The organism is Terrabacter sp. NPDC080008 (assembly GCF_040702505.1).
Taxonomy (GTDB): domain Bacteria; phylum Actinomycetota; class Actinomycetes; order Actinomycetales; family Dermatophilaceae; genus Terrabacter.
This window is the reverse complement of sequence record NZ_JBFBLC010000002.1, coordinates 588,536-609,402: the sequence shown is the minus strand read 5'-3', so window position 1 is coordinate 609,402 and position 20,867 is coordinate 588,536. Positions and strand designations below refer to the sequence as shown.

Annotated in this window: 22 protein-coding genes; 16 read left to right on the top strand and 6 right to left on the bottom strand. The window is 72.5% G+C overall.

The genetic code is table 11. The features are described 5' to 3' along the window. The first annotated feature begins 11 nt into the window (after positions 1–11). On the top strand, positions 12–398 hold the full coding sequence (locus AB0316_RS08860) for an FKBP-type peptidyl-prolyl cis-trans isomerase (protein ID WP_366272318.1): 387 nt from the start codon (positions 12–14) through the stop codon (positions 396–398). Between the two features lie 5 nt (positions 399–403). Here AB0316_RS08860 and AB0316_RS08855 read toward each other — a convergent pair whose 3' ends face one another. Further along, positions 404–1,501, bottom strand: a complete 1,098-nt coding sequence (locus AB0316_RS08855) for a DUF3866 family protein (RefSeq protein ID WP_366272316.1) — start codon at positions 1,499–1,501, stop codon at positions 404–406. Between the two features lie 75 nt (positions 1,502–1,576). Between AB0316_RS08855 and AB0316_RS08850 the strand changes: the two genes are divergently transcribed. From AB0316_RS08850 to AB0316_RS08820, 7 genes are all read left to right on the top strand, one after another. Next, a complete protein-coding gene (locus AB0316_RS08850) occupies positions 1,577–2,614 on the top strand; it encodes a WYL domain-containing protein (RefSeq protein ID WP_366272314.1) in 1,038 nt (345 codons plus the stop codon). After that, entirely contained in the window at positions 2,611–3,606 is a 996-nt protein-coding gene (locus tag AB0316_RS08845) for a WYL domain-containing protein (RefSeq protein WP_366272312.1), read from the top strand. The genes AB0316_RS08850 and AB0316_RS08845 overlap by 4 nt, the downstream gene beginning before the upstream one ends. A 112-nt stretch (positions 3,607–3,718) precedes the next feature. Then, positions 3,719–4,123, top strand: coding sequence for a Sec-independent protein translocase subunit TatA (gene tatA, locus AB0316_RS08840; RefSeq protein ID WP_366272310.1), 405 nt, complete (start codon positions 3,719–3,721; stop codon positions 4,121–4,123). Positions 4,124–4,200: 77 nt separating this feature from the next. After that, positions 4,201–4,968 carry a twin-arginine translocase subunit TatC gene (gene tatC / locus AB0316_RS08835; protein ID WP_366272308.1) on the top strand — a complete coding sequence of 256 codons (768 nt, stop codon included), beginning with the start codon at positions 4,201–4,203 and terminating at the stop codon, positions 4,966–4,968. A gap of 25 nt (positions 4,969–4,993) precedes the next feature. Next, on the top strand, positions 4,994–5,899 hold the full coding sequence (locus AB0316_RS08830) for a YegS/Rv2252/BmrU family lipid kinase (protein ID WP_366272306.1): 906 nt from the start codon (positions 4,994–4,996) through the stop codon (positions 5,897–5,899). Then, positions 5,896–8,787 (top strand): DEAD/DEAH box helicase, encoded by a 2,892-nt coding sequence (locus tag AB0316_RS08825; protein WP_366272304.1) that lies wholly within the window; start codon positions 5,896–5,898, stop codon positions 8,785–8,787. Before AB0316_RS08830 ends, AB0316_RS08825 begins: the two co-directional genes overlap by 4 nt. 253 nt (positions 8,788–9,040) lie before the next feature. Next, a complete protein-coding gene (locus AB0316_RS08820) occupies positions 9,041–9,241 on the top strand; it encodes a cold-shock protein (RefSeq protein ID WP_366272302.1) in 201 nt (66 codons plus the stop codon). A gap of 134 nt (positions 9,242–9,375) precedes the next feature. On the opposite strand, the gene AB0316_RS08815 is transcribed toward AB0316_RS08820, so the two are convergent. Further along, positions 9,376–9,600, bottom strand: coding sequence for a hypothetical protein (locus AB0316_RS08815; RefSeq protein WP_366272300.1), 225 nt, complete (start codon positions 9,598–9,600; stop codon positions 9,376–9,378). Between the two features lie 34 nt (positions 9,601–9,634). Beyond that, positions 9,635–10,576 carry a 5'-3' exonuclease gene (locus AB0316_RS08810; protein ID WP_366272298.1) on the bottom strand — a complete coding sequence of 314 codons (942 nt, stop codon included), beginning with the start codon at positions 10,574–10,576 and terminating at the stop codon, positions 9,635–9,637. Positions 10,577–10,681: 105 nt separating this feature from the next. On the opposite strand from AB0316_RS08810, the gene AB0316_RS08805 reads away from it, so the two are divergent. After that, complete coding sequence (locus tag AB0316_RS08805; protein ID WP_366272296.1) at positions 10,682–11,140, top strand: Lrp/AsnC family transcriptional regulator; 459 nt, start codon at positions 10,682–10,684, stop codon at positions 11,138–11,140. Between the two features lie 7 nt (positions 11,141–11,147). Here the strand turns inward: AB0316_RS08805 and ybaK are convergent, their stop codons facing one another. Genes ybaK through AB0316_RS08790 form a run of 3 tightly spaced genes read right to left on the bottom strand, consistent with a single transcriptional unit; the run spans position 11,148 to position 13,744 of the window. After that, entirely contained in the window at positions 11,148–11,645 is a 498-nt protein-coding gene (gene ybaK, locus AB0316_RS08800) for a Cys-tRNA(Pro) deacylase (protein ID WP_366272294.1), read from the bottom strand. Next, positions 11,645–12,265, bottom strand: coding sequence for a TetR/AcrR family transcriptional regulator (locus AB0316_RS08795; protein WP_366272292.1), 621 nt, complete (start codon positions 12,263–12,265; stop codon positions 11,645–11,647). The genes ybaK and AB0316_RS08795 overlap by 1 nt, the downstream gene beginning before the upstream one ends. Before the next feature lie 36 nt (positions 12,266–12,301). Continuing rightward, on the bottom strand, positions 12,302–13,744 hold the full coding sequence (locus AB0316_RS08790; RefSeq protein ID WP_366272290.1) for a lysine 2,3-aminomutase: 1,443 nt from the start codon (positions 13,742–13,744) through the stop codon (positions 12,302–12,304). A 92-nt stretch (positions 13,745–13,836) separates the two neighbouring features. Between AB0316_RS08790 and AB0316_RS08785 the strand changes: the two genes are divergently transcribed. The 7 genes from AB0316_RS08785 to AB0316_RS08755 are packed head-to-tail and all read left to right on the top strand — an operon-like array spanning position 13,837 to position 20,779. Further along, positions 13,837–15,006, top strand: coding sequence for an L-erythro-3,5-diaminohexanoate dehydrogenase (locus AB0316_RS08785; protein WP_366272288.1), 1,170 nt, complete (start codon positions 13,837–13,839; stop codon positions 15,004–15,006). Then, positions 15,003–16,640, top strand: a complete 1,638-nt coding sequence (locus AB0316_RS08780; protein ID WP_366272286.1) for a lysine 5,6-aminomutase subunit alpha — start codon at positions 15,003–15,005, stop codon at positions 16,638–16,640. The genes AB0316_RS08785 and AB0316_RS08780 overlap by 4 nt, the downstream gene beginning before the upstream one ends. Then, the gene (locus AB0316_RS08775) at positions 16,637–17,380 is read left to right on the top strand and encodes an OAM dimerization domain-containing protein (RefSeq protein ID WP_366272284.1); all 744 of its coding nucleotides are present in this window, start codon (positions 16,637–16,639) and stop codon (positions 17,378–17,380) included. Before AB0316_RS08780 ends, AB0316_RS08775 begins: the two co-directional genes overlap by 4 nt. Beyond that, complete coding sequence (locus tag AB0316_RS08770) at positions 17,377–17,784, top strand: hotdog domain-containing protein (protein ID WP_366272282.1); 408 nt, start codon at positions 17,377–17,379, stop codon at positions 17,782–17,784. The genes AB0316_RS08775 and AB0316_RS08770 overlap by 4 nt, the downstream gene beginning before the upstream one ends. A 37-nt stretch (positions 17,785–17,821) precedes the next feature. Beyond that, positions 17,822–19,465, top strand: coding sequence for an apolipoprotein N-acyltransferase (gene lnt, locus AB0316_RS08765; protein WP_366272280.1), 1,644 nt, complete (start codon positions 17,822–17,824; stop codon positions 19,463–19,465). Then, positions 19,446–20,237 carry a polyprenol monophosphomannose synthase gene (locus AB0316_RS08760; RefSeq protein ID WP_366272278.1) on the top strand — a complete coding sequence of 264 codons (792 nt, stop codon included), beginning with the start codon at positions 19,446–19,448 and terminating at the stop codon, positions 20,235–20,237. The genes lnt and AB0316_RS08760 overlap by 20 nt, the downstream gene beginning before the upstream one ends. Next, positions 20,234–20,779, top strand: coding sequence for an FxsA family protein (locus AB0316_RS08755; protein WP_366272276.1), 546 nt, complete (start codon positions 20,234–20,236; stop codon positions 20,777–20,779). The genes AB0316_RS08760 and AB0316_RS08755 overlap by 4 nt, the downstream gene beginning before the upstream one ends. Positions 20,780–20,867 lie beyond the last annotated feature (88 nt).

Here is a 20,867-nt window from a genome sequence, read left to right as displayed (position 1 = left end):
GGCACCGCAGCATGGCACTCGACCCCAACCGCACGAAGCCCGAGATCGACTTCCCGGAGGGCGACGCGCCCGCCGACCTGGTCGTCGAGGACCTCATCGAGGGGGACGGCCGCGAGGCCAGGGCCGGCGACACCGTGCGCGCCCACTACGTCGGCGTCGCGCACTCGACCGGTGAGGAGTTCGACTCGTCGTGGAACCGCGGCGAGCCCCTGGCCTTCCGCCTCGGCGTCGGCATGGTCATCCCCGGCTGGGACAAGGGCATCGAGGGCATGAAGGTGGGCGGTCGCCGCAAGCTGACGATCCCCTCGCACCTGGCCTACGGCGAGCGTGGCGCGGGCGCCGCGATCAAGCCCGGCGAGGCCCTGATCTTCGTCGTCGACCTGGACGATGTGAGGTAAGGGCTCTACCCCTTCAGCAACAAGGCCGCATACCGCCCTGCGACGGCCGCGCCGAGGAAACCGGCGCGGTCGTCGTCGTATCCGCGGCCCATGGTGCGCAGCGGGACGGGGGTCTCGCGCAGCGCTGCCTCGAGGCCGTCGACGTCGACCTCGTGCAGGGCGAGCCTGCCTGCGCTGGAGTCGCACAGCCCGCGAGCCTGTTCGAGCACCCGCGTCCCCAGCGCGCCGGGCAGCCGAGGCACGGGCACGTCCGCCGGCACGAGCGAGACGCGGCCGTACGCCGTCAGGCTGTGGTGCGAGATGCCGCGGTGCCGCTCGCGCGGGTCGGCCTCCGAGATCCGCAGCGAGCACACGGGCCGGCCGCCCAGGGTGCCCGCGGCGTTGACGGCCTCACCGGCCGACGTGCCGGAGAAGCCCCAGCGGGTGCCGGTGCCGAGGTTTCCGGGCCCTTGCGAGACGACGGCCACGTCGGCGCCCACGACGTGGTGGGCGGCGAGCAGCCCGGTGTGGACGTTGACGGCCTCGAGGTCGCCGCCGTAGGCCTGCCCGACGGTGACCGAGGCAGCCAGCCAGCCGGCCTCGCGCAGCCCCGCGACGGTGCGGGAGAAGTCGACGGGCAGGGCGCCGCCGTCGGTCATGACGTAGGCGACGCGCATGGCGGGCGAGCTCTCCCGCAGGCCCGCCAGCACGGCAGGCAGCGCCGAGTGCAGGTCGGCGACGACCACCGGCATGCCCGCGAGGTCGTCGGCGTCCGCGAGGACCGCGTGGTGCTCGCTGTCCTGCTCGTCGACGCCGAGGACCATCGTCTGGCTCGGGGTGTAGCGCGCCTTGACCAGGTGCCCGGCCACCTCCGTGACGTCGTCGACCGGAGGGGGCAGCGCCTCGGGGGCCGCCACGACGAGGGCCAGACCACCCGTGCCGAGGCCCCGCTCGAGCGCCGTCGTGTTGAGCAGCACGTCGGTGCCCTGGGCCAGCGCGCCGACGGCGTCGACGTAGCCGAGCGCGCGGACGGTGTCGCCGGAAGGGAGGCGGACGGCATACTCGATCGCCCCCGCCCAGCGGGAACGCACCTGCACCACGACTCCCCGGCGCCACTGGATCATGCGGTGACCCTATTCGATCGCATGTTCGGGTAGCGTCGGACTGCCCGCGTGCCGCCCCCCGTCAGGAAGGTCTCGATGAGCCCTGCGTCTGCCTCGGCCGAGAAGACCGAACGGCTGCTCAACCTCATACTCGCGCTCAAGTCCGCACGCCGTCCCGTCTCGAAGCAGAAGATCCGCGAGTCCCTGCCGGCCTACGCCCAGGCGAGCTCCGACGAGGCGTTCGACCGGATGTTCGAGCGTGACAAGGACGAGCTGCGCGAGATGGGCATCCCGATCACGACGACGGTGCTCGACGTGCTCTTCGACGACGAGGTCGGCTACCGCATCGACGCGAGCGAGACGTCGCTGCCGGCCATCAGCTTCGAACCCGACGAGATGGCCGCCCTGGCCCTGGCCGCCCGCGCCTGGTCGACGGCGAGCATCTCCGGTGCCGCGTCGGCGGGCCTGCGCAAGCTGCGCCTGTCGGGCGTCGAGATCGATGAGTCGGTGGCCGCCGGGGCCGAGCCGCGCATCCGCACCAAGGAGCCGGCCTTCGAGGCCGTGCACGCCGCGGTGTCGGCGCTGCAGCCGATCACCTTCGAATACCGCCGCAACGACGGCGAGCTGACCACCCGGCACGTCCAGCCGTGGGCGCTGAAGAACTGGCACGGCCGCTGGTACCTCACCGGCTACGACCTCGACCGTCGCGGCGAGCGGGCCTTCCGCCTCAGCCGCTTCGAGGGCCCGGTGACCCGCAAGGGCCGTCCGGGGTCGTATGCCGTCCCGACCGGCCACGTGCCCGAGGTGGCCCTCGAGGCCGAGCAGCCCGAGCCCGAGGGCACTGCGGTGGTGCGGGTGCGGCATGGGCGCGGCCACACCCTGCGCCGCCACGCCACGCGCACCACCGAGCTGGACGACTCGTGGGCCGAGATCGAGCTGCCCTACCGCCGCGGCACGACCGAGCGCGACGTCGTGGCCCTCGGAACCCATGCGGTCGCCCTGTCACCGCCCGAGCTCGTCGACGGGGTCCGCTCGGCCCTGCTGGCGGTCGCCGAGGCGCACGGGGCTCAGGGGGCTGACGGGGACCAGGAGGCACACGAGGGCCTGCAGGCACGGACGGGGGAGGGCGCATGAGCGCGGCGCGACGCAAGACGGCTCGCAAGCCCGCCGAGACCGCCACCCAGCGGCTCGGTCGGCTGCTCGACATGGTCCCGTGGCTGCTGCAGCACCGCGGCGTGGCCATCGCCGACGCCGCCCGCGAGTTCGGGGTCGACGAGCAGCAGATCGTCGAGGACCTCGAGCTGCTCTTCGTGTGCGGCACGCCCGGTTACGGCCACTCCGAGCTCATCGACGCCCAGTGGGACAGCGGCTACATCTACCTGGACAACGCGGACGACATCGCGGCCCCGATGCGCCTGACCCGCGACGAGGCGGTCACGCTGACGGCAGGCCTGCAGGCGCTGGGCTCGACCCTCGTCGGCTCCGATGTTGCCGAGCGCACCCTCGACAAGATCCGGGCGGCCGCGGCCACCACCGTGGGCGAGCCGACGGGCCGCATCGCCCTCGACCTCGACGACGGCAGCCAGCACCCGGCGATGGCCCCCCTCAAGGACGCCTTCGCCCGCGGGCGCCGGGTGCACCTGCGCTACTACGTCGCCACGCGTGACGAGTCCACCGAGCGCGACGTCGACATCATGCGCATCCTCAACCTCGACGCGCAGTGGTACGTCGAGGGGTACTGCCACCGGGCCCGCGGGGTGCGCCTGTTCCGGCTCGACCGCATCGAGGACGTCACGGTGCTCGACGTGGACGGCACGCCGCCTCCAGACGCCCGTCCCCGCGACCTCGACGACGTGTTCGTGCCGGGGGAGAACGACGTCACGGTGGTGCTCGAGGCCAGCCGCTGGGCGGCCTGGATCGCCGACTACTACCCCAACGAAGGGGTCGAGCGCGGGGCCGACGGCTCCCTTCGGGTGACGCTCAAGGTCGCCGACCCGGCCCTGGTGCGCCGCCTCGTGCTGCGCCTCGGCGGTGAGGCGAGGGTGGTCGACCCGCCCGAACTCGTCGAGGCCGTGGCCCGTGAGTCGCGCGAGGCCCTGGCCGCCTACGGCGGCGCGACCACCTGACCCGCAGGCTGAGTCGCGGGCTGAGTCGCGGGCACGCGGTGGACACGTACACTGGGCGTGGCCCCGGACCTGTCCCGGAATCCGGCCACGGACCTCGCAAGGAGTCGCCGCCATGCTGCGGAACCTCACGCCAGCACACATCACGATCCTCGTCGTCGCCCTCGTCGTGCTCTTCGGCTGGAAGCGCCTGCCCGACATGGCCCGCAGCCTCGGGCGGTCGGCGCGCGTCTTCAAGTCCGAGGTCGACGAGCTGAAGAAGGACGGCAAGCCCGCCCCGAGCGAGGCCTCGCGGTCCACCGTGCCGGGCGACGTCGTGGACGCCGACGCGGAGCGCCGCGCCGCCGAGGCGCGCCTCGCGGAGGCCGAGCGGCGCGCCGAGGAGGCGCGCGCAGAGGCCGAGCGCCTGCGCGCTGCGGCGTCCGCGAGCCGGCCGTCCGCTCCGGCCGCCGGGTCCACGGCTGCCACCGGCAGCCGGCCCGACGCCGCCGACGAGCTGCGCACCGACACGACGCTCTGAGCCTGCCCGTTCCGCACACCCCTCACCCGGACCACTGAATGCCGTCACTCCGACGCCAGCGCGACCCTGACGGCCGCATGTCGCTGGCGGACCACCTGCGAGAGCTGCGCAACCGCATCTTCGTGGCCGCCGTCGCCATCCTCGTCGGTGCCGTCGTCGGCTGGCTCAACTACGAGCGTGTGCTCGGCAAGCTGACCGAGCCGCTCTACGACCTGGCCAAGCGCCGCCAGGGCGTCGTGAACATCAACTTCACGACGATGACCGACGCCTTCAGCATCCAGCTCAACGTCTCCATCTTCGTGGGCCTGATCCTCGCGTCCCCGATCTGGCTCTACCAGATCTGGGGCTTCATCGTCCCGGGGCTGACGAAGAAGGAGAAGCGCGTCGCGCTGCTGTTCATCGTCGCCTCGGTGCCGCTGTTCCTCGCCGGGTGCGCCCTGGCGTTCTTCTTCCTGCCGCACGCCGTGGACGTGCTGCTGGGGTTCACCCCGCCGGGGGCGTACAACCTGCAGCAGGCGACGGACTACCTCAACTTCGTGCTCAAGCTGGTGCTCGCGTTCGGGCTGGCGTTCCTGCTGCCGGTGTTCATGGTGGCCCTCAACCTGGCGCACGTGCTGTCGGCGAAGGCGATGATCCGTGGCTGGCGTCCCATGGTCATGGTCATCTTCGTCTTCGCGGCCGTGATGACTCCGACCCCCGACCCGTGGTCGATGCTCTTCCTGGCGATGCCCATCATCGCGCTCTACTTCGCGGCGGTCGGGGTGTGTGTGCTGCTCGACCGGCGCCGGGCCAAGGCCGAACCCTCCTGGCTGGAGCTGCCCGACGACGAGGCGTCGACCCTCTGACGTTTCGGCCCTGTAGCGTTCGGGTGTGTCCCAGCGTGTCGCCCTGATCGTCAACCCGACCGCGGGCAAGGGCGCGGGGCGTGTCATCGGCGGCCAGGCGGCGCAGCTGCTGCGGCAGGCGGGCCACGAGGTCGTCGACGTCTCAGGACGTGACTACGCGCAGGCCCGCGCGCGAGCGCGTGAGGTCGTCCGCGACGGAGTGGACGTCGTGGCCGTCGTCGGTGGCGACGGGATGGTCCACCTCGGTGTCAACCTGTGCGGCGGCACGTCCACGCGCCTCGCCGTCGTCGGCGCGGGGACGGGCAACGACTTCGCCCGCAACCTGGAGCTGCCGGTCCGTGACGCGCGCGCCGCGGTCGCGCTGCTCGACGAGGGCCGCACCCGCCGGGTCGACCTGGGTCGGGTCAGCCACGCGGTCGCGGGGGAGCGGTGGTTCGCCGGGGTGCTCGGTGCCGGCTTCGACGCGGTCGTCAACGCCCGTGCCCAGCGGATGCGCTGGCCGCACGGCCAGATGCGCTACAACCTGGCGGTCCTGCGCGAGCTGCCGGTCTTCCGGCCGATCCCGTATGCCGTGGAGCTCGACGGCGCTCGCTTCGAGACCCGTGCGATGCTCGTGGCCGTCGCCAACACCACCAGCTTCGGTGGCGGCATGCGGGTGTGCCCGAGTGCGGACGTGGCCGACGGGTACTTCGACGTCATGATCGTGGGTGCGCTGTCGATCCCGGCCTTCCTGCGGGTCTTCCCCAAGGTCTACTCCGGCACCCACACCACGCATCCGGCCGTCCAGATCCACCGGGCTCGACGAGTTCGACTGGAGGCGGCGGGCATCCACTCGCAGGCCGACGGCGAGATGTTCGCCGACCTGCCCATCGACGCGGAGGTCGTCCCCGGCGCCCTGCACGTCCTGACCCCGACGGAGGTGCCCTCGTGATCGCGAGCTGGCCACGCCTGACCGAGTTCGCTGCGCAGCTCGACTTCCCGCTCGACGACTTCCAGACCGAGGCCTGCCGTGCCGTCGAGGAGGGCCGCGGCGTGCTCGTGGCCGCGCCGACCGGTGCCGGCAAGACCATCGTCGGCGAGTTCGCCGTCCACCTGGCCCTCGCGACCGGGCGCAAGGCGTTCTACACGACGCCGATCAAGGCCCTGTCCAACCAGAAGTACGCCGACCTCGTACGCGTCCACGGCGCCGACCGGGTGGGCCTGCTCACGGGCGACTCGTCGATCAACGGGGAGGCCCCGATCGTCGTCATGACGACCGAGGTGCTGCGCAACATGATGTATGCCGGGTCGACCACCCTGCGGGGCCTGGGCTGGGTCGTCATGGACGAGGTCCACTACCTCGCCGACCGGTTCCGCGGGGCGGTGTGGGAGGAGGTCATCATCCACCTGCCGGCCGACGTCAGCGTCGTGTCGCTCTCGGCCACCGTCAGCAACGCCGAGGAGTTCGGCGCGTGGTTGGGCGAGGTGCGCGGTGACACCGAGGTGATCGTCTCGGAGCACCGGCCCGTGCCGCTCTGGCAGCACATGATGGTCGGCCAGACGCTCTTCGACCTCTTCGTCGAGGAGCGCCCGTCCGACGAGGACGAGGACCTCGACGCCGACCCCGGCTTCCTCCCGGTCAGCGTCAACCCCGACCTCGTCCACGCGATCCGCGGCTCGGAGGGCAGGGGGGCGTGGGACTCGCACTGGGTCAGCTCGAGGGGTGGCCGCGACAAGGGCCGCCCGCGTGGCAAGAACGGGCGCGGTGGCGGGCGCGGTAACGGGCACGGCAGCGGACACGGCAACGGCCGAGACGACTGGGGCGGCAGAGGTCGCCGCGGCGCGGACTCCTCGGGCGGCCGCGGCCCGGGAGGCGGCGACGGCAGTCGCGGGTTCGCCCGCGGTGGTCGTCCCGGCGGCCAGGCCACCCGCACGGAGGTCATCGACCGCCTCGAGCGCGAGGGCCTGCTCCCGGCAATCACCTTCATCTTCAGCCGCGCCGGCTGCGACGGCGCCGTGGGGCAGCTGCTTTCCAGCGGGATGCGGCTGATCTCCGAGGCCGACGGCGAGGCGAACCGCCGTCTCGTCGAGGAGCGCATCCAGGGCCTGGCCGAGGAGGACCTGTCGGTGCTCGGCTACTGGGACTTCGTCGACGGCATCTCCCGCGGGTTCGCGGCGCACCATGCGGGGATGCTGCCGACCTTCCGCGAGGTGGTCGAGGAGCTGTTCACCGCGGGACGGATCCGTGCGGTCTTCGCGACCGAGACGCTCGCACTCGGCATCAACATGCCGGCTCGCACGGTCGTGCTCGAGAAGCTCGTGAAGTTCAACGGCGAGAGCCACGTCGACATCTCCCCGGCCGAGTACACCCAGCTGACCGGCCGCGCCGGTCGCCGTGGCATCGACGTCGAGGGCCATGCGGTCGTGCTGTGGAACCGCGGGCTCGACCCGGCCGCGGTCGCCGGCCTCGCGTCGACCCGCACGTACCCGCTGCGCTCGAGCTTCCGCCCGACGTACAACATGGCGGTCAACCTCGTGCGCCAGTTCGGCCGGGAGAACGCCCGCAAGATCCTCGAGACCTCGTTCGCGCAGTTCCAGGCCGACCGGGCGGTGGTCGGTTTCGTGCGCACCGTGCGCCGCAACGAGGAGGCCCTCGCCGGCTATGCCGAGCAGATGACGTGCCACCTCGGCGACTTCTCCGAGTACGCCGCGATCCGCAACGAGATCCGCGACCTCGAGAAGGAGGGCGCGCGGGCGCGGTCCGCCTCGGCGCGTGCTGCGGCCGCCATCTCCTTGGAGTCGCTCAAGATCGGTGACATCGTCCGCATCCCGGCGGGGCGGCACAGCGGCCTCGCCGTCGTGGTCATGCCCAACCGTGGCGGCAAGGGTGAGGCGGCGTCGCCGGCCGTCGTCACCGAGGACCGCCAGCTGCGGCGGCTGACCCTGCACGACGTGCCGACCCCGCTCGAGCCGCTCGGGTCGATGCGCGTGCCGAAGCAGTTCAACGCGCGCAACCCGAAGGCGCGCCGGGACCTCGCGGCCACGCTGCGCACGACGATGCCGCACGACCCGCCGCCGCGCCGGCGCGACACCGGGCAGGACCCCACCGACGAGCGCATCGACGAGCTGCGCCGGCGCATGAAGGCCCATCCCTGTCACCGGTGCCCCGACCGCGAGAACCACGCGCGGTGGGCCGAGCGGTGGTGGCGGCTGCGTCGCGAGACCGACGGCATCCAGCGCAAGATCGACGGCCGCACCAACTCCGTCGCCAAGACCTTCGACCGCATCTGCGAGCTGCTCGTGACGATGGGCTACCTCGGCGACGGCGGGCAGACGGTCACCGAGGAGGGCAACCGGCTGCGCCAGCTCTACACGGAGAAGGACCTCCTCGCGGCCGAGTGTCTGCGGGAGGGCACCTGGCGCCGGCTCGACGCGGCGTCCCTGGCCGCGATCGTGTCGACCCTGATCCACGAGCCGCGCCGCGAGGAGGGCGGCCTCACGCCACGCTGGCCCAATGACGACGTGCGTGAGGCGTACGACCGGATGGTGGAGATCTGGTCCGACCTCGAGGACGCCGAGGGCGCCCTGGCGCTGCCTCGCACCGGTATGCCGGACGGCGGGATCGCCTGGGCCATGCACCGGTGGGCGAGCGGGCGGCGGCTCGAGGACGTGCTGCGCGGCACCGACCTGGCGGCGGGCGACTTCGTGCGGCGCTGCAAGCAGGTCATCGACCTGCTCGGCCAGCTGACCGACGCCGCCGATCCCGAGCTCGCCAAGACGGCCCGGCGCGCCACCGACGGCGTCATGCGTGGCGTCGTGGCGGCCGACCGGCTGGACTGAGCGGCCCGACCGACCGGCTCGACCGACCGGTTCGACCGACCGGTTCGACCCGGGGGTGCGATTGTCGCCGGAGTGCCCCGCTCGGCTATGGTTGCGGGACCGGTCGACGTTTTTGGTGCTCGTGTCTTCACACGCTCGCAAGGAACGACATTGCGAGCGCAACTGTTTCTTCAGGGTTTCTTGAAGTGGTCGCGTCTCTGCCGACCGGGGGTCGCTGACACGCAACGGCTCACTTCACCCCAAGGAGAGAAACATGGCACAGGGAACCGTCAAGTGGTTCAACTCGGAGAAGGGCTTCGGCTTCATCGCCCCGACCGAGGGTCCCGACGTCTTCGTCCACTACTCGGAGATCTCGGGCAACGGCTACCGCAGCCTCGAGGAGAACCAGGCCGTCGAGTTCGACGTCGAGCAGGGCCCCAAGGGCCCGCAGGCGATGCGCGTCCGCGCGCTCTGACCTCGCGCTGATCCTTCGCGGACCCACGGTCCGCACGACGAGGGCCGGTCCCCACACGGGGGCCGGCCTTCGTCGCGTTCGTGGTCGGGAGGGAGGCGGCGCGGGACGGCGCATCCTCCTCCGACCCGGCCGCCTCAGAGACGGGTCACACGTTCGAAGGGACTGTTGACGCGCACGGCTCCCGACTCGAAGCGCACCGTCAGCGTGTGGTCGGTCCGCGCGATGACGACCCCGAGGCCGTGGCGCTGGTGCGACACCCGGTCTCCCACGGCGAACTGCTCGACGTCCGGTGTCGGGGCCGGGCGGAACGGGCTGTTGGGGAGGTGGCGGCGGCGGTCTGCAGATCCGTGAGTGGGCACCCCCCAGTATGCGCCATGCGACGGGCGCGACCCGTCACTCGATGCCCAGCGCTGAGATGACGCGGTCGAAGGACGAGGTGAGGCCGTGCTCGAGCGCCAGCCTCGACATGAGCACGGGGTCAGCCACGGCCGCGGGCGTCGCGAGGTCGTGGTCGGGCACGGCGGCGTCCTTGGCCACCGCCACGACCCGCGGAGCGGCGTCGAGGTAGTCGGCCGCCGCCTCGAGCCGCGCACGCTGGGCGCCCTTGAGCGCCGGATCGCCGCCGTCGATCGCCGCGCGGATGGCCTCGAGCGTGCCGTAGGTCGCGATCAGCTTGGCGGCCGTCTTCTCCCCGATGCCCGCGACGCCCGGCAGGCCGTCGCTGGTGTCCCCGCGCAGCACCGCCATGTCGGCGTACGCCGGACCCGTGGGGACGCCGTACTTCGAGGCGAGGAACGCCTGGTCGACGAGGTCGGGCGAGCGCACTCCTCCTCGCGCGGTGTAGACGACGCGCACCTGGTTGGCGTCGTCGACGAGCTGGAAGAGGTCACGGTCGCCGGTGACGATGTCGACCGGCATCCGTCCGCTGTAGCGGGTGGCGAGCGTGCCGATGACGTCGTCCGCCTCGTAGCCGTCGACCCCGACGCGGGCGATCCCGAGCGCCTCGAGGGCCTGCACGATGATGGGCACCTGCACGCCCAGTGCCTCGGGCACCTGCTCGCCGGCGAGGTCGTCGTCGCCGGGCTCGGCGACGCGGTGCGCCTTGTACGACGGGATGGCCTCGACCCGGAAGGCGGGGCGCCAGTCGTTGTCCCAGCACGCCACGAGGTGGGTGGGCCGGCCACGCTCGACGAGCGAGGCGATCATGTCGAGCAGCCCGCGCACGGCGTTGGTCGGGACCCCGCTCGGGCCGACGACCTCGGGAACGCCGAAGAACGCGCGGAAGTAGAGCGACGCGGAGTCGAGCAGGAGCATCCGGGGGGCGGGGGACGGCATACGCGAGAGGGTACCGGCCCGCCACCGGAGGGACGGGGACGCGCGGGACGTACCGCGATGAGGAACGCGGGCTCCGGTGGACGGGCCCTGCACTAGCCTGCGCCCATGGAAGATCTCGACCGCCGCCTCGTCGGCCTGCTGCTCGCGGACGGCCGGATGAGCTACACCGACCTCGGCAGGGCCACGGGGCTGTCCACCTCCGCCGTGCACCAGCGGGTGCGCCGGCTCGAGGAGCGCGGGGTCATCACCGGCTACGCGGCTCAGGTCTCGCCGGACGCGCTGGGGCTGTCACTGACGGCGCTGATCTCCGTGACGCCCTTCGACCCGAGCGCCCCGGACGACGTGCCCGACCGGCTGCGGCACGTGGCCGAGATCGAGGACTGCCACTCCGTCGCGGGTGAGGAGAGCTACGTGCTCAAGGTGCGGGTCGGCACGCCCGCGGACCTCGAGGACCTGCTCGCCCGGATCCGGTCGGCCGCCAACGTGTCGACCCGCACCACGGTCGTCCTCTCGACCCCGTGGGAGGGGCGCAGCGCCTCGGCCCTGCCGCCCGAGAACGCCTGAGGCCCAGTCAGTTCCGGGCGATGCCGGCGCGGACGGCGCGGGTCGCGGTCGCGAGGTCCTCGGGCGCCAGCTCGATGTCGAAGCCGCGACGCCCACCCGAGACGAGGACCGTCGCGAACTCGTATGCCGTCTCGTCGAGGACCGTGGGCAGCGCGCGCTTCTGCCCGAGCGGCGAGATCCCGCCGACGACGTAGCCCGTGCTGCGCTCGGCGGCCGCGGGATCGGCCATGGTGACGCTCTTGGCGCCGAGCGCGCCGGCGAGCGCCTTGAGGTCGAGCTGGCGGTCGACCGGCACGATGCCGACGGCGAGGCCCCTGCCGGTGTCGACGAGCAGGGTCTTGAAGACCCGTGCCGGTTCGACGCCGAGGGCATCGGCGGCCTCGAGGCCGTAGCTCGACGCGGACGGGTCGTGGTGGTAGGGGTGTCGCTCGTAGGGGATGCCCGCGCGGTCGAGCGCGACGGTCGCCGGCGTGGCGGGGCCGGCGCCGGGCCGCTGGCGGGCCATCAGGCGCCGGGCACGGAGCAGAGCCCGTCCCAGATCGTCGTGACGACGAGGTCGGTCGCCTCTGCGGCCGAGGTGCCGGGATGGCTGGTGCGCCACACAGCGAGCCGCTCGCAGCCGCCGATGAGGATCTCCGCCATCACGGTGACCCGGCGCGGCTCCAGGCCGGCGAAGGCGGGCAGGGTGGCCAGCCCCTCGGCGAAGGCCTTGGCGGTCTGCTGGCGGATGCGCTCGACCGATGCCGAGGCCTCGCCGATGAGCGCCCCCTCGGTGCGCAGCAGGGCGAAGGCCTGGGCGTGCTCGTCGACGAAGCTGAAGAAGGCGTGCACGGCGCCGTGCACCCGCTCGCGGGGCGTCGCCGCCGGCCGTGCGACCCAGGAGTCGATGAGGGCGGTGAGCAGCTGACCCCGGGCGCGCTCGATCGTGGCGACGAACAGCCCCTCCTTGGAGCCGAAGTAGTCGTAGATGAGCGGCTTGGTGACGCCGACCAGCTCGGCGATCTCGTCCATGGTGGCGGCCTGCATGCCGCGCTCGGCGAAGACCTGCTCGGCCACGGCCAGCATCTGCGCCTCGCGTTCGAGACGGGGCACGCGGACGCGCGCGCCGGGGGAGCGGGTGGTCACCGGCGCAGTCTACGGTGACGGCGCCCGGCCCCTGCCTCAGCCGAGCTGGCTCTCCGCGGCGGCCCGGCTCCCGGCGGCGGCTGCGGCAGCGTGCGCCGACACCGACGCCTCGTCGACCCGGTCGCGCCACCACCGCTGCCCCGACTCGGGCAGGGTGTAGATGGGGTCGTAGTAGACGTACTCGCGCGACAGCGCCTCGGTGTCATCGCCCTCGATCGAGGTGCGGTAGTTCTTGCGCCAGTAGGAGATGCCGCGCTCGGTGTCGTACTCCTCGACCTGGTGCACCCAGCGCTTGCCGACGAACGGCACGTCGCAGACGATCCGCGGCGTGGAGAAGCCGGGGAGGTAGCCCATCATCGAGTGCTGCAGGTGCTGGGCCTCGGCGAGCGAGAGCCGCCAGTGCTCGGCGAACGGGATCATGTCGCACATGTAGAAGTAGTACGGCGTGACCGAGGCGCCGTCGGCCAGGGCGAAGCACAGGTCGAGCAGCTGCTCGGTCGAGTCGTTGACGCCGCGCATGAGCACGCCCTGGTTGCGCACGTCGCGCACCCCGGCCTCGAGCATGGCCCGGGCCGCGCGGGCGACGGACGGCGTCACCGACTGGGCGCTGTTGACGTGGGTGTGGATGGCCAGGGACACGCCTCGGGACCGGGCCTTGGTCGCCACCCGCGCCACGCCCTCGACGACGTCGTTCGCGAACCAGTGCTGCGGCAGCCCCATGAGCGCCTTGCTCGCGAGGCGGATGTCGCGGATGTTGTCAATCTCGAGCAGCTGGTCGACGAACGACTCGAGGTGCTTCCACGGCATGTTGGCGACGTCGCCGCCCGACACGACGACGTCGCGCACGACGGGGGTGGCGCGGAGGTAGTCGAGGATCGCCTCGTGCCGGGCGACCGGCTTGAGGTCGAAGCGCAGCTTGGCGACCTGCTGCGTCGAGTTGCCGACGAGATCCATGCGCGTGCAGTGCCCGCAGTACTGCGGGCAGGTCGGCAGCAGCTCCGCGAGGACCTTGGTCGGGTAGCGGTGCGTGAGCCCCTCGGCCACCCACATGTCGTGCTCGTGGAGGGAGTCGCGCACCGCGTGGGGGTGCGAGGGCCAGTCGGTGCGCCGGTCCGAGAACACCGGCAGCATGTAGCGCCGGACCGGGTCGGCGTAGAACGCCTCGGTGAAGTCGTGACCTGCCGCCGGCGGCGGCGCGTCGGTCGCAGGGACCATCGTGTTGAGCATCTGCGGCGGCAGGAGCATCGACATCGTCGCGCGCTCTGCCTGGTCCCGGACGAGGTCGTCGTAGAACCGCTCGTCAAGCAGGTCGCCCATGACCGCGCGCAGCTGCCTGACGTTCTTGACGCAGTTGGCCCGCTGCCACTGGGCGCTGTCCCAGTCGGCCTGGGCCACGTGGGCCCAGCCCGGCAGCCGGGTCCAGTCCGGCTCCACGAGCTCACGACGGGTGTACGCGTACGGCTGTGACACCAGTGTCATGAATCGACGATAGCCGAAGGGTCTGCCCGTCCGGCCCCTATGATGCGAAAGGATCTCGCCCCTGCGTCCCATGCGACCGAAGGATCTTCGCCGTGACCCGACCGACCCCACCGAGCCCGGAGAGCCCGGAGAGCCCGGAGAGCCCACCGTTCACGCGTGCCTCCTCGCCGGTCGGCCTGCATCGCGTGCTCGACCCCAGCAGGGACGAGATCACGCTGCCCCAGGCGGCGCGACGCCTCGACGCACGCCCGCAGCTGTGGCCCGACGAGGTCCGCATCGCCGTCGACACGCTCAACCTCGACGCCGCCTCCTACCGCCAGCTCGCCGAGAAGCACTCGACGGGCGGGCGCGTCGACGGGAGAGCGGTGCGCCAGGAGGTCCTCGACATCATCGCGACGCGCGGCAAGATGCAGAACCCCGTGACCGGGTCGGGCGGCATGCTCATCGGCACGGTCGAGGAGGTCGGCCCCGAGAGCCCCCTCGGCCTGCACGTCGGCGACCGGGTCGCGACGCTCGTCTCGCTGTCGCTGACCCCGCTCGTCGTCACCGACGGCCTGGAGCGCTGGGACGGCCTCTCGGAGCAGGTGCCGGCCCGGGGACACGCGATCCTCTTCGGCCGCAGCATCGCGGCCACGCTCCCGGCCGACCTCGACCCGCGGCTCTCGCTCATGGTCATGGACGTCTGCGGCGCGCCGGCGCTCGTCGAGCGGGTCGTGGGGGAGTATGCCGCCCGCGGCGTCGCGCCCACCGTGGCCGTCCTCGGCGGGGCGGGCAAGTCCGGCTCGCTGTCGCTGGCCGCGGCGCGCGCCGCCGGCGCGGCCCGCACGATCGGAGTCGTGCCGGTCGAGTCCGAGCGGGCGGCGCTCGAGGCGAGCGGCCTGGCCGACGCGGTCGTCCTCGCCGACGCCCGCTCGCCGCTGGGTCTGGCCGCGGCCGTCGAGTCGGCCGGCGGCCCGGCCGACATCACCGTCGTCTGCGTCGACGTGACCGGGTGCGAGCAGCCGGCGATCCTGGCCACGGCCCAGGGCGGCACCGTCATCTTCTTCAGCATGGCCACGAACTTCGCCGCCGCGGCGCTCGGCGCCGAGGGGCTCGCCGCCGACGTGCGGATGCTCGTCGGCAACGGCTACACCCCCGGCCACGCGGAGCTCGCGCTGTCGCTCGTGCGCGACGTGCGCGCAGTGCGGTCGCTGTTCGAGGCGCGCCTGGCGCAGGAGACAGGCGACGAAGCGGGCACCGAGACGGCAGGATCGGACGCGTGACCTCCCGACCCGCGCCGCTGCTCGAGCTCGACCCGGCCGTCGTGCGCCGGGCCCGGTCCCTGGCCCGCAAGGCGGCCGCGCCGGTCGTCGAGATCGCCCGGAGCCACACGACCGTCTCGGTGGAGCGCGCGACGCTGCGCCTGGCCGGCCTCTCCGGCGCGGACCACGAGCGGGTGCCGTGGGTCAACCACCTCGTCACCGCGGTCCGCGACGAGGTGGGCCTCGAACACGGCGTCACCACCCCGGTCTACGACGCGCTGCGGCGTGGGGAGGCGCCCGACCTGACGACCCTCGCGCAGAAGGCCGCGAGCGGCAACGTCTCGTTCCGGCTCCCCGCGGGGCGGGACGCCGCGGCGGCGCGGCGCGCGGCGGCCAGGGGCGTTGGCGCCGGCCTGCGCAAAATCGACCGGGCCCGCGCGACCCGCGAGCGGCTCGTCAAGCGGCTCGGCGACCCCCCGTCGAAGCCGTGGGTCTACCTCATCGTCGCCACCGGCGACATCCACGAGGACATCCCGCAGGCCCAGGCCGCGGCCCGGGAGGGCGCCGACGTCATCGCCGTCATCCGCTCGACCGGCCAGTCCCTGCTCGACTACGTCCCCGAGGGTGCGACGCGCGAGGGGTTCGCCGGCACGTACGCCACGCAGGAGAACTTCCGGCTCATGCGGGCCGCGCTCGACGACGTGAGCAAGGAGCTCGGCCGCTACGTGCGCCTGACCAACTACGCCTCGGGCCTGTGCATGCCCGAGATCGCGGCGCTCGCCGGCATGGAGCGCCTCGACATGATGCTCAACGACTCGATGTACGGCATCCTCTTCCGCGACATCAACCCGATCCGCACCTTCGTCGACCAGCGCTTCTCGCGCCAGGTCCACGCCCGTGCCGGGATCATCATCAACACCGGCGAGGACAACTACCTCACCACCGCCGATGCCGTCGAGGCCGCGCACACGGTGACCGTGAGCCAGCTGCTCAACGAGGAGTTCGCCAAGGAGGCCGGCCTCGAGGACTGGCAGCTCGGGCTCGGGCACGCCTTCGAGATCAATCCCGACCTGCCCGACAGCTTCCGGATGGAGCTGGCCCACGCCCTGCTGGCCCGCACACTGTTCCCCGACGCGCCGCTGAAGTGGATGCCGCCCACGAAGCACATGACCGGCGACATCTTCCGCGGCTACCTGCTCGACGGCTTCTTCAACCTCGTCGGCGCGATGACCGGCCAGGGCATCCTGCTCGTCGGGATGATGACCGAGGCCGTCGTCACCCCGTTCCTCTCCGACCGCGACCTGGCCCTGCAGAACGTCCGCTACGTCATGAACGCCGCCGGCGGGCTCGCCGAGGACTTCCACCCGCCCCGCGACGGCTTCATCCAGACCCGCGCCCGGCAGGTGCTCTCCGAGGCCGTCGACCTGCTCGACCGGATCGTCCACGACTCCGACCCCGCCGGGGACGCACCGTTGCTGGCCGCCATCGCCGACGGCACCTTCGGGCTGATGAAGCGGCCACCCACGGGCGGCAAGGGCCTCGACGGGGTCTGCGAGCGCGCCGACGACTACGACAACCCGGCGATCACCGCCCTCGACGCCTGCACACCGCCCGCGGGCACACGGCATACGTCCTCGGAAGGGGGCGAGCTATGAGCAGGGTGATCCGGCCCTACGGCGACACGACGGGCGACGGGATGGTGCAGGTGTCCTTCACCCTGCCGCTGCCGCACGACAAGCTCGCCGAGGGCGCCGCGCTGCAGCTCGCGCGCAAGATGGGCCTCGACCCGGCCCTGCTCGTCCACGCCAAGGCGATGGGACCCGACTTCACCTTCTTCGTCGTCTACGGCAGCTCGACCCACCTGGTGAACCTGGGCGATGTGCACGTGGTCGAGCGCGAGTACCCCCTGCTCTCGGCCAAGGACGCCAACCTCGCGATCCGCAAGCAGCTGCGTCGCAAGCTGGTCGTCGTGGGGGCCTGCATCGGCACCGACGCGCACACGGTCGGAATCGACGCGATCCTCAACATCAAGGGGTTCGCGGGGGAGAAGGGCCTCGAGTACTACCGCGAGGTCAAGGTGGTCAACCTCGGCGCCCAGGTCCTCGTGCCCGACCTCGTCGCCCGGGCCCGCGCCGAGAAGGCCGACGCCGTGCTCGTCAGCCAGGTCGTGACGCAGAAGGACGCCCACGTCCACAACACGACCCAGATGTCGGCCGCCTTCCGCGAGGCCTACCCGGCCGGCCAGGTGCCGATCCTCGTCGTCGGCGGCCCGCGCTTCGAGGAGGGCTCGGAGCAGAGCCTCGGCGTCGACCGGATCTTCGGCCGCGGCACCACGCCCGCGGAGGTCGCCAGCTACCTCGTCCACGAGATCACCGAGCGAAAGGCGAGACGATGAGCGCACCGGAGTCGGAACGGGCGACCACGGCCAACGTCGGGATGCGGGTGGTGCACCGCCGCTACGTGCCCTACTCCCACGCGCACTACGCCGGCAACCTCGTAGACGGCGCGTACTCGCTCGCCGCCTTCGGCGACGTCGCCACCGAGATGTGCATCCGCGCCGACGGCGACGAGGGGCTCTTCGCCTCCTACAGCGACGTGCAGTTCCGCGCACCCGTCCGCGCCGGCGACGTCATCGAGATCTCGGCGGAGCTTGTCCGCGTCGGGCGCCGCTCCCGCGAGATGGATTTCGAGGTCCGCGTCGTCGCGCGCGGCGACGAGCAGCACGGCAGCTCGGCGTCGCGGCTGCTCGACCCGCCGGTCGTGGCCACCACGGCGCGCGGCGTCGTCGTCGTGCCCTGAGGGCGGCGTTCGCAGCGGGGCCGATTACGGTGATCCCGTGCTGCCACTCCTGCTGTCCCTGCTCGGCGGGGGTCTGCTGTGCTTCGCCTTCCCCACGTTCGACGTGTGGGTCGCGGCGCCGCTCGCCCTGACGCTGTGGGCGTGGTCGTGGACCGGCGCGCCCGGCCGCCGCGGCTTCCTGCTCGGCCTGGCCGGTGGCCTCGTGTTCTTCGTGCCGACCCTCAGCTGGTCGGGCATCTACGTCGGCTCGCTTCCGTGGCTCGCGCTCGCCACGCTGGAGAGCCTCTTCCTCGGCCTCGCCGGGGCGCTCTACGGCTGGCTGAGCCGGCGTCGGGGGAGTGTGCGCCCGCTTGCCTTCGCGCTCGTCTGGGTGGTGACGGAGGGGCTGCGGGGCCGCGCGCCCTACGGCGGCTTCCCGTGGGTCAAGCTCGCCTTCAGCCAGGCCGACTCGCCCTTCGGGCGCCTCGTCGCGCTGGGTGGTGCACCGTTCGTCGGCTTCGTCATCGCGCTCACCGCCGGCCTGCTCGCGCTCGCCGTGCAGCGCCGGCTCACCCCGCCGGCCGGCAGGGGAGGGCGTGCCCCAGAGGCCCCGGCCGCGCGCCGATTCCGTATGCCGTCCCGCACGGTCTGGGCGCCGGCGCTCGCCGTGCTCGTGCTCGCCCTCGCAGGCTTCGCCGTGCCGCTGCCCACCGACGGCCCGACCGCGCAGTTCCTCGGCGTGCAGGGCAACGTCGCCCGCCCGGGACTCGACTTCAACTCCGAGCGCCGTGCGGTCCTCGACAACCACGTCGTGGCCACGCTCCAGGCCCAGCAGGACGTGGCGGCCGGGCGGGCACCGGCCCCCGACCTCGTCGTGTGGCCCGAGAACGCCTCGGACATCGACCCGCTGCGCAACGCCGACGCCAAGGAGGAGATCCTCGAGACGGTGCAGACGCTGCAGCGGCCGCTCATCGTCGGCGGCCTGCTCGAGGAGCCCGTCGGGTTCCTTTCGAACGTGGCGCTGCTCTTCGAGCCGGGCAAGGGCAACACCGCCCGCTACGTCAAACGGCACCCTGTCCCCTTCGCCGAGTACATCCCCGACCGGTCCTTCTGGCGCCGGTTCAGCGCCGAGGTCGACCTCGTGCGTCGCGACTTCGTGCCGGGCACGAAGCCCGGGGTCTTCACGGTGACCACCACGTCGGGCCAGCAGGTGCGGGCGGGCCTGGCCATCTGCTTCGAGGTCGCCTACGACGACATCATGCGCGATGCCGTGCAGGCCGGCGCCAACGTGCTCGTCGTGCAGACGAACAACGCGACCTTCGGCTACACCGCGGAGTCGCCGCAGCAGCTCGCGATCAGCCGGGTGCGGGCCATGGAGTTCGGTCGCTCGGTCGTGCACGTCTCCACCGTGGGGCAGAGCGCCCTGATCACCCCCGACGGAACCGCACACCAGGTCACGTCGTTGTTCACACAAGCGGTGGTCCGTGGGGCATTACCCTTGCGGGACGCCACGACCCTCGCCACCCGGGTGGGGGAGGCGCCGGAGTGGCTCGCTGCGGCCGCGTTGCTCGTGACGCTCGTCCTCGGGCTTCGCGGCGGCCGCCCCGTCGGCCGCACGGAGCCGGCGGCGCCGGCGCCGCAGCGGCTGCGCGAGACCGTGCCCCAGACACCGAAGGAAGAGGATGACGACGACCCAGCGTGAGCCCGTGACCCGAGTGGCCGTGCTCATCCCGACGTACAACGAGCGGGACAACCTGCCCGGCATCGTCACACGCGTGCGGGCCAGCGTACCTGCGGCCGACGTCTTCGTCCTCGACGACGGCTCGCCCGACGGCACCGGCCAGATCGCCGACGACCTCGCAGCCTCCGACCCGCAGGTCCACGTCGTGCACCGTTCCGGCAAGGAGGGCCTGGGCAAGGCCTACCTCGCCGGTTTCGCCCTCGTGCTCGACCAGGGCTACGACGCCGCGGTCGAGATGGACGCCGACGGCTCCCACCTGCCCGAGCAGCTGCCCTCGCTGCTGGCTGCCCTCCCGGAGGCCGACCTCGTCATCGGCGCGCGGTGGGTCAAGGGCGGGCAGGTGCGCAACTGGCCGGCGCACCGCAAGGTGCTCTCCGTCGGCGCCAACATCTACACCAAGGTGATGCTCGGCATGGCCGTCAACGACGCGACGGCCGGCTACCGTGTCTACCGCTCGAGCGCGCTGCGCACGATGGGCCTCGAGGGCGTCGAGTCGCAGGGCTACTGCTTCCAGATCGACCTCACGCTGCGCGCCGTGCGCGCGGGGCTCACGGTCGTGGAGGTGCCGATCACGTTCGTCGAGCGCGAGATCGGCGTCTCCAAGATGGGCCGCGACATCGTGCGCGAGGCGCTCACCAGCGTCACCCGGTGGGGCCTCGAGCACCGGGTCGGGCAGATGCGCTCGCTCGTCGGCTCCGTCCGCGAGCGCAAGCCGGTGGGGAAGCGGCCGTGACCGCCGCGCCCCGGCCCTCGCGCACCCGGCGCCCGCGACTGACGCGGCTGGCCGTGGCCGGCCTGCTCCTGCTGCCCGTCATCGAGATCGTCGTCATCGTGGCGGTCGGGCACTGGATCGGTGCCTGGGCCACCTTCCTGCTCCTCGTCGCCACCTCGCTGCTCGGCGCCTGGCTGATCCGCCGCGAGGGCGGCAAGGCCTGGCGCGAGCTGCAGCAGGCGGTACGCAGCGGCCGGATGCCGGCCCGCGAGATCGCCGACGGCATCGTCGTGCTCGCCGGAGGGAGCCTGCTCGTCATCCCCGGCTTCGTGACCGACGTCGTCGGGCTCGTCCTCGTCCTGCCCTTCACGCGCCCCATCGCCCGGAGCATGCTGGCAGCGGTCATCTCCCGGCGGCTGCTCGCCCAGTCCGAGCGCTTCACCGGCCCCCGGGTCACCGGGCAGCCGAGCGGAGCCGGCTGGGACGAGCCGGACCCGCACGGGCCCCAGCACTCGAGCAGCAGCGACGAGGTCGTCGAGGGCGAGATCATCGACGAGGACTGACGGTCCCGAGACACCGGACAACCCCGGTTCGAGGTGATCCTGGTGCTGGTGGGCGCGCGAGATCACCTCGAACCGGGGGAGCGCGGCC